The organism is Alloscardovia omnicolens DSM 21503 (assembly GCF_000420505.1).
GTDB lineage: Bacteria > Actinomycetota > Actinomycetes > Actinomycetales > Bifidobacteriaceae > Alloscardovia > Alloscardovia omnicolens.
In genome coordinates, this window is the sequence record NZ_ATVB01000004.1 from 50,207 (window position 1) to 67,915 (window position 17,709).

14 protein-coding genes are annotated in these 17,709 nt (G+C 44.6%); 12 read left to right on the plus strand and 2 right to left on the minus strand.

Features of this window, described 5'->3' with window-relative positions; genetic code table 11:
* The first annotated feature begins 27 nt into the window (after window positions 1-27).
* Window positions 28-1,404 carry a DUF4032 domain-containing protein gene (locus tag G464_RS0102640; protein WP_021617400.1) on the plus strand — a complete coding sequence of 459 codons (1,377 nt, stop codon included), beginning with the start codon at window positions 28-30 and terminating at the stop codon, window positions 1,402-1,404.
* Between the two features lie 48 nt (window positions 1,405-1,452).
* On the opposite strand, the gene rlmB is transcribed toward G464_RS0102640, so the two are convergent.
* Complete coding sequence (gene rlmB, locus G464_RS0102645; RefSeq protein ID WP_022856618.1) at window positions 1,453-2,436, minus strand: 23S rRNA (guanosine(2251)-2'-O)-methyltransferase RlmB; 984 nt, start codon at window positions 2,434-2,436, stop codon at window positions 1,453-1,455.
* Between the two features lie 223 nt (window positions 2,437-2,659).
* Here rlmB and G464_RS0102650 point away from each other — a divergent pair, with 223 nt between their 5' ends.
* From G464_RS0102650 to nagA, 7 genes are all read left to right on the plus strand, one after another.
* Window positions 2,660-4,246: an ABC transporter substrate-binding protein gene (locus G464_RS0102650; protein ID WP_022856619.1), complete on the plus strand. Its 1,587-nt coding sequence runs from the start codon at window positions 2,660-2,662 to the stop codon at window positions 4,244-4,246.
* Window positions 4,247-4,366: 120 nt separating this feature from the next.
* Window positions 4,367-5,323 carry an ABC transporter permease gene (locus G464_RS0102655; RefSeq protein ID WP_021617403.1) on the plus strand — a complete coding sequence of 319 codons (957 nt, stop codon included), beginning with the start codon at window positions 4,367-4,369 and terminating at the stop codon, window positions 5,321-5,323.
* A gap of 1 nt (window position 5,324) precedes the next feature.
* Window positions 5,325-7,463 carry a dipeptide/oligopeptide/nickel ABC transporter permease/ATP-binding protein gene (locus G464_RS0102660; protein WP_022856620.1) on the plus strand — a complete coding sequence of 713 codons (2,139 nt, stop codon included), beginning with the start codon at window positions 5,325-5,327 and terminating at the stop codon, window positions 7,461-7,463.
* On the plus strand, window positions 7,456-8,283 hold the full coding sequence (locus tag G464_RS0102665) for an ABC transporter ATP-binding protein (RefSeq protein ID WP_021617405.1): 828 nt from the start codon (window positions 7,456-7,458) through the stop codon (window positions 8,281-8,283). The genes G464_RS0102660 and G464_RS0102665 overlap by 8 nt, the downstream gene beginning before the upstream one ends.
* 157 nt (window positions 8,284-8,440) lie before the next feature.
* Window positions 8,441-9,409 carry a dihydrodipicolinate synthase family protein gene (locus G464_RS0102670; RefSeq protein ID WP_022856621.1) on the plus strand — a complete coding sequence of 323 codons (969 nt, stop codon included), beginning with the start codon at window positions 8,441-8,443 and terminating at the stop codon, window positions 9,407-9,409.
* 20 nt (window positions 9,410-9,429) lie between these two features.
* Entirely contained in the window at window positions 9,430-10,218 is a 789-nt protein-coding gene (gene nagB, locus G464_RS0102675) for a glucosamine-6-phosphate deaminase (protein WP_021617407.1), read from the plus strand.
* A gap of 60 nt (window positions 10,219-10,278) precedes the next feature.
* A complete protein-coding gene (gene nagA / locus G464_RS0102680) occupies window positions 10,279-11,595 on the plus strand; it encodes an N-acetylglucosamine-6-phosphate deacetylase (protein WP_022856622.1) in 1,317 nt (438 codons plus the stop codon).
* 88 nt (window positions 11,596-11,683) lie between these two features.
* On the opposite strand, the gene G464_RS0102685 is transcribed toward nagA, so the two are convergent.
* Complete coding sequence (locus G464_RS0102685; protein ID WP_022856623.1) at window positions 11,684-12,478, minus strand: FadR/GntR family transcriptional regulator; 795 nt, start codon at window positions 12,476-12,478, stop codon at window positions 11,684-11,686.
* Between the two features lie 202 nt (window positions 12,479-12,680).
* On the opposite strand from G464_RS0102685, the gene G464_RS0102690 reads away from it, so the two are divergent.
* The 4 genes from G464_RS0102690 (at window position 12,681) to G464_RS0102705 (ending at window position 17,707) form a co-directional block, all read left to right on the plus strand.
* Window positions 12,681-13,616: a DUF4862 family protein gene (locus G464_RS0102690; protein ID WP_021617410.1), complete on the plus strand. Its 936-nt coding sequence runs from the start codon at window positions 12,681-12,683 to the stop codon at window positions 13,614-13,616.
* Window positions 13,597-14,634 (plus strand): ROK family protein, encoded by a 1,038-nt coding sequence (locus G464_RS0102695; protein WP_022856624.1) that lies wholly within the window; start codon window positions 13,597-13,599, stop codon window positions 14,632-14,634. The genes G464_RS0102690 and G464_RS0102695 overlap by 20 nt, the downstream gene beginning before the upstream one ends.
* Before the next feature lie 60 nt (window positions 14,635-14,694).
* On the plus strand, window positions 14,695-15,369 hold the full coding sequence (locus tag G464_RS0102700; RefSeq protein WP_022856625.1) for an N-acetylmannosamine-6-phosphate 2-epimerase: 675 nt from the start codon (window positions 14,695-14,697) through the stop codon (window positions 15,367-15,369).
* A gap of 64 nt (window positions 15,370-15,433) precedes the next feature.
* Entirely contained in the window at window positions 15,434-17,707 is a 2,274-nt protein-coding gene (locus G464_RS0102705; RefSeq protein ID WP_021617413.1) for a sialidase family protein, read from the plus strand.
* Window positions 17,708-17,709: the final 2 nt, after the last annotated feature.

Here is a 17,709-nt window from a genome sequence, read left to right on the forward strand (position 1 = left end):
TCTGCCAATTTGCATAAGGAGTGAGCTATGGCCGCTTTTAATCCCCAACTGTCTAACGCTACATCCGTGAAATCTGAAGAAGCTGATCGCGAAAGCGTAGAGCCTAAAACTCTGAACATCACTGCTGCTACGGCTAATCCGCGTCTGTTTACCTTGCCATGGTCGTTACCGTTGGCCAAATGGTCGCAAGATCTTATTGTTAACCTACCTCGAGGTATATCTCGTCACGTGGTACGTTTTGTGCGCGCTGGCGATCATGTGAACGCCATGAAGGAAATTTCTTACCGTTCAGCGGTTAAAGAGTATGAGATGTTGCGTAAGCTCGAAAAAATTGACGTGCCGAGCGTAAAACCAATTGGTGTGGTTGCTGGACGTCGCAATACAAAGGGCGAGCCACTTGAAGCTATTTTGATTACAGAACAGCTGAAGTTCTCGCTACCGTACCGCGCTTTATTCGCCCGCAATTTACGCGCAGATACTGCAGACCGTTTGATTGACGCTTTAGTTGTGCTCCTCGTTCGCCTGCATTTACAGGGCTTCTACTGGGGTGATGTATCGTTATCGAATGTTTTATTCCTGCGCGATGCAGATAATTTTTCGGCTGTGCTCGTAGATGCAGAAACAGGTGCGCTGCATGAGAACTTAACTGATGGTCAGCGCGAATACGATATTGACTTAGCTCGCACCAATATTATTGGTGAGTTGATGGATTTGCATTCCGGCAATTTGTTGCCAAGTGAAGTTGATGAGATTGAAGTGGGTAACCGCCTCGTAGACCGTTACCACGAGCTGTGGGACGCTCTTACTGGTATGTCATCCTTCGCTCCTGACGAGATGTGGAAGATTGAACAGCGCGTGAACAAGCTCAACGACTTGGGCTTTGACGTAGACGAGTTAGAAATAACCACAACAGATGACGGTAACCGCATTAATGTGCGTCCTCGCGTGGTGGATGCTGGTTATGCATCTCGTAAACTTTTGCGCTTGACCGGCTTGGATGTGCAAGAAAATCAGGCGCGCCGATTACTCAACGATATTGAAGCCTACCGCACGTCCACATGGCGTCAGGGTGAAGATATGGAAATTGTGGCTACAGATTGGATGCGTGAGGTTTTCGAGCCTACGGTACGCGCTATTCCATCGGAATACCGTTACCAAATTGAGCCTGCTCAGTTCTTCCATGAAGTGCTGACCCATCGTTGGATTATGGCTGAAAAGATTGGCCATGACGTATCTACTCCTGAAGCAACTGAAGATTATATTGCCAGCTCGCTGGGTGAGTACAAGATGGATCCGAAAGCTATTCAATCTATTCTTGATGAAGCTGATTCAGGCGTTATGGATGATTATGATGATTACCATGCTGAGGATGACCCAGATGCCGCAGTATGGGCGAGTATGTAGCTTTTAAGAATAAGTGGTGTTGATACGTATCAACACCACTTATTGCTTTTATTTCGTAGCAGAAATACGAGCTTTGTGCACGCTGTACAGTGCAATACCTGCAGCAACAGACGCATTAAGAGATTCGACCATAGACGTCATAGGAATACCCACAATCGAATCGCAAGCTTCACGCACTAAACGGCTGATTCCCTTACCCTCTGAACCTAAAACAACCACAAGCGAATCAGTTTCGAACCCAGATTCACCAACCAGAGCATTCCCGCCGCCATCTAATCCGATAGTATAGTATCCGCGCTCTCGCAGGCTTTCAATCGCCTTCGTCAAGTTAACAACGCGAGCCACTGGTAAATGTGCTGCAGCTCCAGCAGAAACCTTCCAAGCAGCAGCTGTTACCGAAGCACTACGACGCTCAGGCAAAATCACACCGTTTGCGCCAAAAGCAGCAGCCGAACGAATAACAGCGCCGAGGTTTTGCGGATCAGTTACGCCATCCAAAGCAATAAACAGAGGACGAGCTAAATTACGCGCCTTAGGAGACGCCCCAGCCAAAGCTGCCGCCTTAGCTTCTGCATGGTCGGCAAGCTTAGCTAAAGAAGCGTATTCATAAGGTTGCACACGCAAAACGACGCCCTGATGATTCGAGCTGCGCGCAATACGATCCATTTCTAAACGATCTGCCTCAAGTAAGTGCAAACCGTTCACGCCGGCGAGCTTAATAATCTCGCGCGTACGGTCATCATGCTCAATATGAGAAGCAATATAAATATCGCGGCTTGGCACGCCCACGCGCAAAGCCTCTAAAACGGCGTTGCGGCCAATAACAATATCGTCGCTATCGGAAGTGAACTTAGCTACGCGGCGTTTAGCTGCTAAACGCGGATCTGCTGCTTTGCGCTTGTCTGCTGCCTTTTTAGCTGCATATGCTTTGTGATACACGCGGTCTTCAGCTTTAGGAGTAGGGCCTTTACCTGCTAACTTATTGCGGTGTTTACCGCCAGAACCCTTTGTTGGACCTTTTTTATTAACCATAAAACATTATTTTACGCTATACATGGGGATTATTGATAAAAACTAAGAGGAAGTGGAGAGTGAATAATATAAATATTATTGCGACAATTTTGACATAAGATGTCTGATGTCTTATGATTGGATAAGGAGATAACTCCAATCATAGTGAAGAAAAAATTTTTATAGCAATGTTGCTGAAGATAGCTTCACATATGGATTCGCTTTCAGTGTTGAAGGAGAAAAAATGAAGTGCGGGAAGTTAGGAAAGTTGGTCGCAGGTATTGCAGTAGCCACATTAATGCTTTCAGGCTGTGGTGCGGGTAACAATGGAAATTCAAGCTCGTCATCGAAGAATGCTCCTGCAGCCAGTACGGTTGTTCCAGGAACAATTACTACACAGATTGCATATGCAGGACGAAACTTTGATCCTGGTACCACATCATTAGCCCTGCCTATGGCTGGAAACTGGCATGTTATTGAAGCGTTATACACCCGTAAAATGAACGACTTTAGTCTCGTTTCCGGTCTTGCTAAGGGCGACCCGAAGATGGTGTCGGAAACCGAATACGAAGTGACTCTGCGCGATGGTGCGAAATTCTCTGATGGTAACGCAGTAACAGCAAATGATGTGAAGTTCTCTTTTGAACGTATGATGAAAGAGGGAAGTTTGTTTGCGCCAATGCTTTCATTCATTGAAAGTATTGAAACAAAGGGAGATAATACCCTCGTTTTCCATTTGAATAAGCCTTTTACGCTGGTTAAAGATCGATTTAGCTTAGTTGGTGTTGTTCCGGCATCAATGTCTGATGAAGATCTTCAGAAAATGCCAGTTGGTTCTGGTCCATACAAGTACACAAATATTACGGATCAACAAGTAACTTTTGAAAAGAATGCCAACTATAACGGTGAATGGCAAGCTCCATCCGAGAAGATGGTATGGAACTCGAATGTAGACGATACTGCGCGTGTGACTGCAATGCAGTCAGGAAAAAATGATGTTATGGAAAATGTGCCAGTTAAGGCATTTCAGACATTAAAGACTTCTGGATCAGAAATTCAGCAAGTGCAGTCCTTTAACCAGGCCTTCATAATGTTTAATACGAAGAAAGCCCCATTCGATAAGAAGGAAGTGCGTCAAGCTGTTTTCTATGGTATCGATACAGAGGCGTTAATTAAGAATCAAATGGGCGGTCAAGCAAAGCCCGTTACTGGATTCCTGCCAGAGAGCTTCAAATATTACAAGAAGGGTAAGAACGTATACACCTACAATGTAGAGAAAGCAAAGAAACTCATTAAGGGTGCTGGAGTACAGGCTGGAACTACATTTACTCTCTATACCACAGATCAAACATGGATTACTGAGCTAGCTCCACAGATTAAGAATAATCTTGAAGCATTGGGCTTTAAGGTTGATATTCAGTCTATGAAGTCAGCAGCTCTCTTCCCGAATGTTACGGATAAAGAAGATGCGGATTACTCTATGGTCTTAGCTCCAGGTGATCCTACAGTGTTTGGTAACGACCCAGATGTTCTGCTCAACTGGTGGTTCGGAGATAATGCATGGACTAAGACCCGCACATTCTGGAAGGGCTCTGAAGCATATAACAAGCTCCATGAATACATGGATAAAGCAGTTGTAGCTGAATCAGACAGTGAGCGAACCGAAGCTTGGAATAATGCGATGGATATTATTTCTGAAGAAGTTCCTCTTTACCCACTCTTCCACCGTACGCTATCTACTGCATCTCGTAAGGGAGTGTTCAAGGAGTATAAGGCAGCCGGTACCACGGGTCTATTCTTCTTAGGAGCAAAGCTGAGTAAGAAGTCTTAATATAAACCATACAAAATCTCTATGTCCGTATGGGAGAATAAAGCTTCCATACGGACATATCACAAAGACGTGTATAGATGATTTCCGCGGATCATCTTCGGAATTAAGAGGTAAAATCTCATGACAAACTTGCTGAGATTACTAGCAAAGAGGCTAGCATCCCTGCCGTTAGTGGCATTTGGTGTTGTATTTCTTGTTTTCTTCTTAATGTCATTTTCTCAATATGATCCGGCAACAGCCGCGTTGGGAGAGAATGCAACAGCAGAACAGTTAGAAGCATATCGTCACGAAGCAGGCTTTGATAAGCCATGGTATATTCGATTTTTTGTATACATCTGGAATATGCTTCATGGCAATTTGGGAACTTATGGTGTCAATAGAGAGTCTGTGGCTGGTCGAATTGCTCAAGCTTTTCCTATTACTCTGCAATTAACATTTATTGCGCTCTTAGTAGCTGTATTTTTCGCTATTCTTTTTGGTGTACTTGCAGCTCTTTTTCGCAATACATGGGTTGATCAAGTTATTCGAGTATTTTCTATTATTGCGATTTCAACACCATCCTTCTGGTTGGGTGTTTTAATGATTTACGTTTTCCAAATTCGTTTGGGATGGCTTTTGGGTGCAGGAGATTTAGTCCCATTCTTTGTTGACCCTTTGGCATATTTGAACCGTATGGCAATGCCTGCAGTCTCTTTGGGACTTCCAGTAGCCGGTCAGCTTACACGAGTTATACGCACCTCAATGGTAGAAGAGCTTGACAAAGATTATGTGCGTACTGCTATTGGAGCGGGTATTGAAAAGGGAATAGTTGTTGCGCGAAACGTATTGCGCAATGCATTAATTACACCAATTACAGTACTCGGAATGAAGATTGGTTACCTCATGGGTGGTGCAATTGTTACCGAAGTTATTTTTACACTGCCGGGTATGGGAACCACACTTTTTGAAGGTATTAACGGAAATGAGCCAACTTTAGTGCAAGGTGTGGTGCTCGTAGTAGCACTATCCTTTGTAGTCATCAATATTGTTGTTGATTTGCTGTATGTGCTTATCAATCCTCGCATTAGGACGGTGTGACATGCTATTTGGAAAGAAAGCAATTACTGACGCTGCATCGCAGCCAGGCGTGAAATTGCGTAGATTTGCACATCTTAAGCTCAGCACAAAACTAGCAGCACTATTTATGATTTTACTTATTGGTGTTGCAGTCTTAGCTCCCATTATTTCGCCTCATGATCCTCTTGCTATTACCACTAGCTATTTGTCTCCGAACGCGAACAATCTATTCGGTACAGACAATTTAGGGCGAGACGTAATGAGTCGAGTCTTTTATGGAGCGCGTTATTCGCTGACTATTGGTCTGCTTGCCATTGCCTTTGCTCTTATTCTTGGAGCTCTTATTGGTGCAATTGCTGCAGTATCGCGCTCTTGGATTTCTGAAATTATTATGCGCGTAGTTGACATCTTTATGTCTGTTCCAGGTATTGCATTGGCAGCAGTTTTTGTATCTATCTTAGGACAGTCGATGTTCGGCATCATTATTGCTATTGGTATTTTATATGTGCCTCAAATTACACGAGTGGTTCGGGCAAATATTATTAGCGAGTATGGTCAAGATTATGTGCGTGCTGTAATTGTTTCCGGTGCGCGTGCTCCATGGATTTTACTCAAGCATGTTACGCGCAATATTGCTGCACCTGTTATGGTATTTACCACGCTATCGGTGGCTGATGCAATCGTCTTTGAAGCATCGTTATCCTTTATTAACTTGGGCTTCCCAGAGCCTACACCAACATGGGGTAATACTCTATCTTCAGCAAAACAAGGCGTTATTTTCGGTTATTGGTGGCAGGCATTATATCCAGGTTTGGCCATTATGATTACCGTATTAAGCTTGAATATCTTGTCTGAAGGTATTACAGATGCTATCGTATCTGCTCCAAGTGCACCTATGGTCAAGAGTTCTGTTGATGCGGCAAAAGCACGTAAAGAAGACCTACTTCTGACAGACCCTGTTGCTGCATATGCGGCACAACACGATACCCTTGTTAACTCGTTGGCACAGCTTAAAGAGGCTGAAGCTCAACGTACAGATCGCTTTATTCCGCGTGGACCTGAATCGGGTGAGCCAGTCATTGAAGTAAAAGACTTGTGTATCTCTTTCCCTCGCCATGGCGATGTGAATGTTGTTGACCACGTATCGTTCTACGTACGCCCTGGTGAAACCATGGGACTTGTAGGTGAATCTGGATGCGGCAAATCTATTACCTCCTTGGCCATTATGGGTCTGCTTGATAAGCGTGCAACAATTTCCGGTGAAATTAATTTCCATGGTAAGAACTTAGTTGATATAAGCCCTAAGGAGCATAATGCTCTGCGGGGTCACGAAATTGCGATGATTTATCAAGATGCTCTCAGTTCTCTCAATCCATCCATGCTTATTAAGAATCAAATGGCTCAGCTTACGAAGCGTGGTGGAAAACGTACGGCCGAAGAGCTACTTGAGCTTGTTGGATTAGATCCAAAGCGAGTGCTGGAATCTTATCCGCATGAGCTTTCAGGTGGTCAGCGGCAGCGTGTGCTGATTGCTATGGCATTAACTCGTGATCCTAAACTGGTTATTGCCGATGAGCCAACCACCGCACTCGATGTTACAGTGCAGCGTCAAGTTATTGACCTACTCAATGATTTGCGTGAAAAGCTTGGATTTGCCATGATTTTTGTTTCACATGACTTGGCATTAGTTGCGAAGGTGGCTCATAAGATTACGGTTATGTATGCCGGTCAGGTAGTTGAGCAGGGCTCGACTCAGGAAATTCTGACTGATCCACGACATGAATACACTCGTGGTTTGCTGGGATCTGTTATCTCTATTGAAGCAGGTCAAACTCCGCTACATCAAGTACCTGGAACTGTTCCTAGCCCGAAGGACTTCCCAGATGGTGATCGTTTTGCTCCTCGTTCATCGAGACCTTATGACGCTCTCGATGAGCATCCGGTCATGATTGAAATTCCAGATACTCACCATCGCTATGCTGTGCGCCCATCTCTTGCAGATTTGGACGTTCACCATCAGCCAGTTGAGAATCCTGGAGAAATAATTCATCTGATTAATCCATCTCTTAATAATGCTTTTGACGATGGAGAAAAAGTCCCAGGTGACACATCCAATGTTGTAGTTACTGCTGACGCAACTCAGGAGGCAGACAATGAGTAAAGAACTGTTGAATACTCCCATTATTGAGCTGAAGAACATTAAAGTAGTGTTCAAAACTCGCGCAGGTGGTATTTTTCACCCTCATATGGTTACTGCTGTTAATGACGTGAGTTTGCAACTTATGCCAGGGAAAACCATTGGTTTGGTTGGGGAATCCGGATGTGGAAAATCCACCACAGCTAATGTGCTTTGTGGTTTGCAGATGGCTACAGAGGGCACAGTGCTATTTAAGGGTATTGATGTTACTAAGCGCACTGCTGATCAACGTAAGAAAATTGGGCGCGTGGTATCAGTTGTTTTTCAAGATCCAGCAACTGCTCTTAACGCTCGTATGAAAGTTATTGATCAACTTATTGATCCTCTAGCTGTGCATAAGCTTGGAACGAAAGAAAAGCGCATAAATCGTGCGATGGAACTTATCCACATGGTTGGTTTGCCAACTTCTGTGCTGGATGCTCTTCCTGGTCAACTCTCAGGTGGTCAGCGTCAGCGAGTAGCTATCGCACGAGCTTTGAGCTTAGAGCCGGATGTAATCATCGCAGATGAACCTACATCTGCTCTCGATGTGTCTGTGCGAGCGCAGATTTTGAATCTTCTAACACATTTGAGAGAAGAACTTGGCTTAGCAATGGTGTTTATTAGCCACGATATTCAAACAGTACGCTACGTATCCGATGAAATCGTGGTGATGAATGGCGGCAGCATCGTAGAACGTGGCCCAGCACAAGAAGTGTTTTACAATCCGCAACATCCTTATACGCGAACTCTTCTTGCTGCAGCACCATCATTGTTGCATCCTACTGAAGAAGAATGCGCATAACAATAAAAATAATAAAAGAAAATCGTGCGAGCCTTATCTTAGATAGCCTTTCCACACATCAAATCTAGGTATGAGGCTCGCCATAGGCACCCAGCTAAACTGAGCTAGGGGCTACAGGAACATACTTTTCAAAGACGAAAAGAGGAGGAATAGAGAAATGGATTCTCGTTTTCGTGGCGTTTTCCCGCCAGTAGTTACAGCCTTAGATGCAGATGGTAATCTTGATGAAACCTCTTTTGAACGAAGTATTAATCGCATGATTGACGCTGGAGTCAATGGACTCTTTGTATTGGGATCTTCGGGAGAAGTAGCTTTCAGTACTGATGAACGCCGCCGGCAGATTATTGAAGCAGCTGTGCGCATTATTGACCATCGAGTACCCCTGCTGGTGGGGTGTATTGATACAGAAACAAGACGAGTTATAGAACATGCTCGAGTAGCTCAAGCTTTGGGGGCAGATGCCATTGTAGCTACAGCACCATTTTATGCACTTGGTGGTCAAGCAGAAATAGAACGGCATTTCCGTCTCATTCATGAAGCTGTAGATTTGCCATTATTTGCATATGATATTCCGGTATGTGTGCACACCAAACTGCAGGCAGATATGCTTATTCGTTTAGGGCTTGATGGCGTGCTTACGGGTGTTAAAGATTCTTCCAACGATGATGTTTCTTTCCGTTTCCTTGTTGATAGTAATAAGAGAGCAGGGCATCCTCTGGTCTTGTTGACAGGGCAGGAGGTCGTTGTTGACGGGGCTTATATGGCTGGTGCGGATGGATCAGTTCCTGGTCTTGCTAATGTTGAGGCAAGTGCTTATGTGCGTATGTGGCAAGCATATGAGAATGGTGATTGGAGCACTGTTCGTAAGGAACAAGATTTCCTTGCAGACCTTATGCGTATTGTTCTCGTACCACAAGGCGTTCAAGGTTATGCAGCGGGAGTAGGAGCATTCAAAACAGCCATGGCTTTGCTGGGAATTTTTGATACGAATCAAATGCCAGAGCCTGTCTTACCGCTGCGTGGCGAAAATGTTGAGCGCATTGCAAGCGTGTTGAAACAAGCAGGACTCGAACTTAAGCGTAATGTCGAAGAGGTAAGTGCTAGCGCGCACATTCATACTCTCTAAGTGCAAGGAAGGACGAGAGAATGGCAGAAGTTCTTATTGTAAAATCACAAGAAGAAGCTGGAGAAATCTACGCACGTGCTGTGGTCACCGCGCTCGCTCGGAATCCTCAGCTTGTTCTAGGACTAGCTACGGGGTCAACACCACATGCCGCGTACCAAGCATTAGCTCGCCGTGTTAAAGAAGATAATCTTGATGTTTCCCGAGTTCAGGGTTTTGCTTTAGATGAATATGTGGGTCTCGATCCAGAACATCCAGAATCGTATCATAGCGTTATTTTCAGAGAAGTAGTGGAACCTGTAGGTCTCAATCCTGATCTTATTCATGTGCCACACAGTGATATTGACACTCTTCCTCATGCAGGTGCAGACTACGATGCTGCAATCGAAGCAGCGTGTGGAGTAGATATTCAGATTCTAGGCATCGGAACAGATGGTCATATTGGGTTTAATGAGCCAGGAAGCTCACTTGCTTCTCCTACACGTATGAAAACCTTAGCCGAACAGACTCGTCTCGATAATGCTCGCTTTTTCAATAATGATGTAAATCAAGTGCCTATGCATTGCATTACACAAGGTGTGGGAACCATAATGAAGGCAAAGCATCTTGTGCTGTTGGCATTTGGGAAATCAAAAGCTCAGGCGGTAGCAGCAAGTATTGAGGGGCCTATTACTGCTATGTGCCCAGCATCGGCATTACAAATGCATCCACATGCTACTTTTATTGTGGATGAAGCAGCTGCGAGCGAATTGAAACAGGCTGAATATTACCAGTGGGTAGCGCGTCATAAACCGCAATGGCAGGAGTTGTAGGTTCGGATGCAGCTTGGTGTCGATATATGAGGTATGCCTCGTAAATATTAAGGATACTGAATGAGTGCATTAATAGATAAAGTTCCTGATTCATGGGAGAAACGTCGTGTTATAGCTCGACGCCTCGTAGGGCAGATGAGCTCCACAAGTTCTGCTTCGGCTTGTATTACTGTTTTACGTCATGCCACGCTTGTTGATGCTTTGGGCACTATGAACAATGGTTGGCTGGTGATGCGTAATGGCAGTATCTATCGCACAGGTGCAGGTGATTATGCTCTTGAAGCGGTTACGAATGAGCTGGAGAGCGTGCAGAAAGAGCAGGACTACAAGAACACTATTAGTGTAATTGATGTTCAGGGACATATTGTTTGCCCCGGTTTCATTGACATTCATTCTCATGGCGGTTGGGGTAGTGCTTTTGACGACGGTGAAGATGCCATTGCTATGGCACGTAGTTTCCATCTTCTTCATGGCACTACTCGGCAGGTACTTTCGTTAATTACGAATCCGTGGAATGATTTACTGCACACTATTCGTGTTGCTTCTCAGGTTGCATTAAGTCGCGTAGACATCTTAGGACTTCATCTTGAAGGGCCTTTCCTTTCACCTCAACATAAGGGTGCTCACGATGAAGAGTGCTTACTTGACCCTACACAAGAACGAGTAGAGGCAATACTTGAAGCAAGCCAAACAACACTACGCCAGATTACGATTGCTCCTGAGCTAGAACATGGCATCAGTGCTATCGAAGGTTTTGCGCGCGCAGGAGTTCGCTCTGCTGTGGGGCATTGCGATGCTGACTATAATCAGACTCGTGAAGCTTTCGACCATGGTGCACGTATTTTGACGCACATGTTTAATGCCATGAACGGGATATCTCACAGAGCGCCTGGGCCTATTGCTGCAGCAGCAGAAGACGAATCAGTTATTGCTGAGATAATTGCTGATGGATTTCATGTTCATACCCCAGCTTTACGCATAGCTGCCCAGCTTGTTCCACACCGACTTGCTCTTGTAACAGATTCCATGTCTGCTGCAGGTTGTCCAGATGGTTCATATACCTTGGGTAATTTAGACGTAGATGTGAAAGATGGACATGCTCGGCTTGTGTCTAATGGAGCTATAGCTGGTTCAACGTTAAATCTTGAAGAAGCAGTTCAGCGCATGGTTTTTGAAGTTGGATTGAGTGTGCAAGATGCTATAGAAGCTGCTACCTTTACACCGGCACGTGCTGTGGGGGTAGACCAGCCTCAGGAGATCACACAGGCTCCTCTTGGTTTATTGCGTGAGGGATATGCGGCTGATGCTTTGATTTTAGATAAAGATTCCTTAAGCGTGCGCGACGTGTGGTGCTCAGGCGTTCGTGTAGATATTTAAGTGGATACAATCAGGATTAATTGTTCTCAGCATAATAGTTTTTATGCCGAGAACAATTAATTCATAACGATTATCCATGTGTTATGCGTTATGAATGAAGACGTGTACGAACTATGTGCTCAATCGGTTGATAATGCGAATCGACTGCTTCGCGATATGCTTCGATGTCTCCATTGACCGCGGCATTAAGCATATCTATATGGGCTTGAGCTGAATGCATAAGATCAGCAGTAATTTCCGCGTTTAACGCCGGAACTACTGCCATATGCACAAGCCATAAGCTACGCGATAGTTGTTTGGCCACGGCGTTATCAAGCGAATCCATCAGTCCTTGGTGAAAAGCTATGTCTTCTTCAAGAAAAGTATGTCCATCTTGAGCTTTTGCTGTAATATTCTCTGTTACAGTACGTAAACGAGCAATATCGTCGGTAGATAAACTCTGAACGTGGTTTACTACTTCAGGAGCTAATCCTTGATCTAAAATTTTACGTAGCTCAATAATATCGGCTAAATTTCGGTAGCTGTCGTCGCCGGACATCATAGCCTTAAAAGAGAGAGCTTCGACAAGTGGGTCAAATGATAGAGAACCTACAAAAGTGCCTTTGCCATGAACCACAGATACAATATCCAATGCTTCAAGTTTACGTATCGCCTCGCGTACTGAGGACCGTGCTGCCTTTAAATGCTCACACAGCTCAGACTCAGTGGGGAGAGGGTCTCCAATCTGTAAGCCTTCACGAAGGATATAGGATTTTATTGCATCCATTGTTGTATCTACGCGTCTGCGTGTAGAGGATGGCTCGGAAATACGTGGGATTAAAGCATCAGTTAAACCCTCTACACTCTGAATTTCCAATGTAGATTTTTTGAAATCAGGTGCCATAATACCCTCCTTCTTCATCTGCGCCGTTGCATGAACGAATTATGCCTCTGACTCCAACACTTACTTACTAGTATATACATCGAGCGAAGCAATGGTAATACACGTATTCTATCAAATTATCAGACATCAGACAAATCTATGATATACTGGGTACAACATGTTGAGTTGTCTCATCGAAAAGTAGCACAAGGGAGTGTTCTTAATGGTAGGAATAACAACCGTCGCGGGAGTATACGCCTCACAGCCTTCAGATAAGGCGAAACGTGAAGAATATTATGCTTTGCTTGGTCATGAAGAGTGGATTAGTGGAGCAGAGCTCCCTTTTCCTGGCGAGCTTGCAGATGCGAGTGAGAGAAAATGGCTTGCTGCTCATTTACCAACACATTGGCATCACAACAATGTCACTCTTATTCCTGGCACGATGCAGAGTCTCGCTGTGAACCCAAGTTTTGGTCTAGCAAGCCCCTCATCATCAGGTAGACGTGAAGCTCTCACATATTTAAGAAATGCTTTTTACGCTCTTGACGATTTTGCGCAGCTTCGGGGAAGCCAAGATATCCGTTATGTGCAGATTCATTCAGCTCCTTCAAAAATTGCTGAAGTTGATGCAATGAAAGCATCTTTAGAAGAAATAAATAGGTGGGAGCATAACAGTATTCGCCTAGTTATTGAGCACTGCGACCGTTACAAAGAGGTGCAATCGCCAGAAAAGGGTTTCCTAACGTTGGAAGAAGAAATTGAATTAGCGCGGGAATTTAATGTAGGTATCACCATTAATTGGGGGCGCTCTGTTATTGAAGATAGAAATCCTTGGACGGCTAAGCGGCATATTGAAGAATGTGCGTGTGCAGGTGTTCTTACGGGACTGATGTTTTCTGGTGCAGGACCTCAAGCATCACAGTATGGATACGAGTGGATTGATGGGCATCTTCCTTTGAGTACTTTCGAGAAAACTAGCTTAATGACACCTGAACATATCGAAGCTTGTGTTACTAGTGCATGTGAGAGTAAGCAGTGGTTAGAGCACGGGTATGGCGGAGTGAAAGTATGTGTTCCTGCCAATGCAGACCTAGCAACGCGATTAAGTTATATGTCAACAACGTACGAGGTTATGAACAATGTTTTGTGCTCACGATGATTATGATTTACATCTTGATGATGTTGTATCTGACCGTTTCTATATAGCTGTGGATATTGGTGGAACAAAAATCGCTTCGGCTATTGTGCGTATGAGTTACGGGACATATGAGGTCATAGATAAAAATCGTATGCCCACATGCGCGCAGAAGGGCGGTGATGATGTTTTGTATCGCCTCGTTGACTTCATCGAACGGCAGTTTCGTCTTGCGAGCAAGCAAGGAATACCTATTACTGGTATTGGCATAGGAACTGCTGGTGTAGTTGATAGTGAGCATGGGCGCATTGCTGCTGCAACCAACATCATGCCAGGCTGGACAGGCCAGCATGTGGCACAGGCAATTCATGAAAGTGATCTAGTTGGGCATTTACCTGTGTATATGGTGGGAGATGTTGGAGCACACGGTTTAGGCGAATCGCAGTATGGAGCAGGTCGAGGACATGAGTCGGTGCTGTCTGTGGGAGTAGGCACAGGTATTGGCGGAGCTATTATTCGTTCGGGAGAACTGATAACTGGTGCTCATGGTGTAGCAGGACATGTTGGTCATATTTCGCATGCTCTGGGCGTGGGGGTGACATGTTCTTGTGGAACAACTTGTGGACATATTGAACCTGTAGCATCAGGAACGGGTCTTGCAACCTTGTATAACCTATTGCGTAGTGAAAACTCAACTATTGAAAATGGTCAGGAATATGTTCAACCAGCTCGCAGTGGTCTCGATGTCGTGAACCGCATGAACGAAGGTGAGCATTTCGCACGGCGAGTAATTGAAATCTCAGCTACAGCATTAGGTGAGTGTATTGCAGGAATGGCAAATCTCCTTGATCCTGATGTAATTGTGCTTTCAGGGTCAGTGGTGAAAGCTGGAGAAGTGTGGTGGCAAGGCGTGTATACAGGTTTTTCGCATGCAGCACTACCTCTTATAAGTGCGACTCCTATTATTCAAGGGAATTTAGGCGATGATGCACCCCTAGTGGGAGCGGCATACGCCGTGAGTGAATACATTAAAACGCTTTGACTACGTAAATCTGAAACTGTATAGAAGTACTCAATGGAGAGATGAGAAAGGAAGATTAGAATGGTTCATCCACTTATTCAGCAGCTCAAGGGTGGCTTAATTGTGAGTTGCCAGGCATATCCTGGTGAGCCACTACGTCAACCTGAGATTATGGCACGTATGGCTCAAGCGGCTGTAGCTGGTGGTGCAGTAGGTATACGATGTCAAGGACTTGCTGATATTAGTGCCATTAAGGGGCAGGTTGATGTTCCGGTTATAGGTATTTGGAAAGATGGTCACGAAGGAGTATTCATTACTCCAACCTTGCGTCATGCTCGTTGTTGTATGGCCGCAGGAGCAGACATTATCGCTTTAGACGCCACTCGTCGTCCCCGTCCTGATGGTTTAAGTTATGAGCAAACAGTTACAACACTGCATAACGAGGGAACGCTGGTAATGGCTGATTGCGGTAGTTTTGCTGATGCTCGTATGGCAGTTGAAGCAGGCTCTGATATTATTTCCACAACATTGAGTGGATATACGGGAGAACGTGAGAAAACACACGGGCCTGATTTTGAGTTATTGCAGCAGATGATTGACGCTTTTCCTGATGTTCCTGTGCTGTGTGAAGGTCGTATTCACACTCCAGAACATCTTGCTCGTGTTATGAGTATGGGTGCATGGTCTGCTGTTGTTGGTACAGCGATTACTCATCCTACAACTATTACATCGTGGTTTGTGGATGCGCTGCAATGATTTATTTGCATAATTTGTTTGCAGATATGGCGTAACCGTATAAAAATAGTAAGGATTAATCACCATGATTGACAATGATGTGCATCGTTTGGTGTGGAAACAAGGATATTCGAGTGTAAGTTTACGTTTTCAAGCATCTACAGATGGCGTACTTACTCAGGCTATAAATAGTAATGGCGAGTCTCAATTAGAACTACGTATTGCTCACGGATCACTACTAGTAGAAAGCGGGAGCTTTAGCTTAGATATTGAAGATAGTTATGGTATTGCATGCGGTACAGAGCACGCTTTGGTCTTAAGCTTTGGATCTTTTGGTACTCGTATTTATATTGATGGGTATCAGGTCTTTTCGTGTGCCACGAATCTTCAGCCACAGGAAGATACCGTACTTCAAAATGCTCAATCTAATACCTTGCACGTTTATGATGTTGATATTGAGCTGAACACTTTGAAGTCAGAGGAGATTTGTAATCGTTATGAGTGTCCAGCAGCTGATATTGAATTTGCAGCCGCATATTTAGCTGAGCCTGATATTAATCGCATTAGTACGATGCATACGGGAACCTTATACGCTCGTTTTAGGGTGAGAGGTATTAATCAGTATGGAACTATTATTGCTGCCTCACGTGATAATCAGGAGCTATTGAATTTAAGTATTGATGATGACGGCTTCCTCTACAAAGTGTATATAAATGGCGGATGGAACGAGTACCGTGCTCCAGGTTATTGGAATGATGGGCAATTTCACGATGTTGTTGTCAGGGCTTTCCGTGGCGCTATAGATATTTATGTGAATGGTTCCTTGATTATTCATGAGCCTGGACAGTATATGTGTGAGGCAGTTGGTGGCATCGATTATTTCAGTATTGGTGAAGATACTCACGGAGTTCGTCTCTTTGGAGAAGTACGCAGTGGCGGAATTTATACATATGCACTGACTGATGGACAGATTGCTTCTTTATCTCATAAAGAGCCTGTAACTACTACAGCTCTTTTTGATAAAGGTTTTGAGGGGTCAGCGAGCTATCGAATTCCCTCGATGGTGACTACGCCTTCCGGAGTAGTGATTGCGGGTTGTGATCAGCGCGTGGTTATTTCTAATGATGCTCCGAACAAAATTCATTTTGTTATTCGGCGCAGTCTTGATGGTGGACATACATGGAATGATTTACAAACAGTTATTTCATATCCGGATAAAGATGGACCAAGTGTAGATGGAGCTAGTCTTATTGATTCATGTATGCTTGTTGACCGCAATACGGGTCGTGTGATTGTTCTTGTTGATCATTTCCCTGGTGGGGTCGGTTTTGCCAATGCGATACAACGCCGCGGTACGGATGATCAAGGACGACTTATTCTTACTGATGACCAAGATAATAGCTACTACCTCAATAGTGACGGAACAGTAGAGGCAGATACTAACAATGATTCTGAGGCTACTCCAGCATCGGCTTATACAGTAGATGAAGACGGCTATGTGACCTATAACGGTAGAGACGGAGGAAATATTTTCTTCAAAAAAGGTATTGATGAGAATGAAACGCTGTTAACCGTTAGAACGAGCTATCTCGTAGAAGTTCACTCAGATGACGACGGAGCCACATGGTCAAAACCGCGCTATATTGATTGGATGTTACGAGAAGAGTGGATGGGATTTTTGGGAACAAGCCCGGGAAGCGGACTTCAACTCAGCACAGGACCATATGCAGGACGTCTTTTAGTGCCATATTATTGCTGTTCGGCAAATCCACAATATTCAGCAGGTGGAGCGCTTATCTCAGATGATGGTGGTAATACATGGTATCGAGGGCATTGCATTAATGAGAACCGTGTGGTTAATGGTGTATCGGTTGATGTAACTCAGATTGGCGATAATGATGCCACAACGCATGAATCAGTTTTTATTGAAGACAGTAATGGTGACGTCGTCGTTTTCTTTAGAAATCAGCATCATAGTGGGCGTGTGGGGAAAGCTATCAGCCATGACGGTGGTAATACGTGGGATGAGTTAGAGTTTGACCCAAATATTCCTGATATCTTCAGCCAACCTAATGCGATTACTTTGCCAGACCGAGAAGATTGGACATACGGCGAGGCTTCACATAGAGTTCTCTTTGCTAATGCTTGTCTTATGCGCCCTTATCGCGGATGCGGAGTACTGCGGTACAGTGAGGATGGAGGACGTACATGGAAACATTCGCGTTGCTTTAATCCATATCACTATGTGTATCAGTGCATGTCTGTTAGACCTGATGGAGATGTGGGATTGCTGTGGGAACGCGAAACAGCTGGCGTATATTACACGCATCTGACGCGCTCATGGCTAGGAATTGATTAGAC

Excerpts from the sequence above, each read along its gene's own strand:
- G464_RS0102665 (WP_021617405.1), top strand. The coding sequence starts at position 7,456 with ATGAGTAAAGAACTGTTGAATACTCCCATTATTGAGCTGAAGAACATT.
- G464_RS0102705 (WP_021617413.1), top strand. The coding sequence starts at position 15,434 with ATGATTGACAATGATGTGCATCGTTTGGTGTGGAAACAAGGATATTCG.
- G464_RS0102685 (WP_022856623.1), bottom strand. The coding sequence starts at position 12,478 with ATGGCACCTGATTTCAAAAAATCTACATTGGAAATTCAGAGTGTAGAG.
- G464_RS0102640 (WP_021617400.1), top strand. The coding sequence starts at position 28 with ATGGCCGCTTTTAATCCCCAACTGTCTAACGCTACATCCGTGAAATCT.
- nagB (WP_021617407.1), top strand. The coding sequence starts at position 9,430 with ATGGCAGAAGTTCTTATTGTAAAATCACAAGAAGAAGCTGGAGAAATC.
- rlmB (WP_022856618.1), bottom strand. The coding sequence starts at position 2,436 with ATGGTTAATAAAAAAGGTCCAACAAAGGGTTCTGGCGGTAAACACCGC.
- G464_RS0102650 (WP_022856619.1), top strand. The coding sequence starts at position 2,660 with ATGAAGTGCGGGAAGTTAGGAAAGTTGGTCGCAGGTATTGCAGTAGCC.
- nagA (WP_022856622.1), top strand. The coding sequence starts at position 10,279 with ATGAGTGCATTAATAGATAAAGTTCCTGATTCATGGGAGAAACGTCGT.
- G464_RS0102670 (WP_022856621.1), top strand. The coding sequence starts at position 8,441 with ATGGATTCTCGTTTTCGTGGCGTTTTCCCGCCAGTAGTTACAGCCTTA.
- G464_RS0102695 (WP_022856624.1), top strand. The coding sequence starts at position 13,597 with ATGTTTTGTGCTCACGATGATTATGATTTACATCTTGATGATGTTGTA.
- G464_RS0102690 (WP_021617410.1), top strand. The coding sequence starts at position 12,681 with ATGGTAGGAATAACAACCGTCGCGGGAGTATACGCCTCACAGCCTTCA.
- G464_RS0102655 (WP_021617403.1), top strand. The coding sequence starts at position 4,367 with ATGACAAACTTGCTGAGATTACTAGCAAAGAGGCTAGCATCCCTGCCG.
- G464_RS0102660 (WP_022856620.1), top strand. The coding sequence starts at position 5,325 with ATGCTATTTGGAAAGAAAGCAATTACTGACGCTGCATCGCAGCCAGGC.
- G464_RS0102700 (WP_022856625.1), top strand. The coding sequence starts at position 14,695 with ATGGTTCATCCACTTATTCAGCAGCTCAAGGGTGGCTTAATTGTGAGT.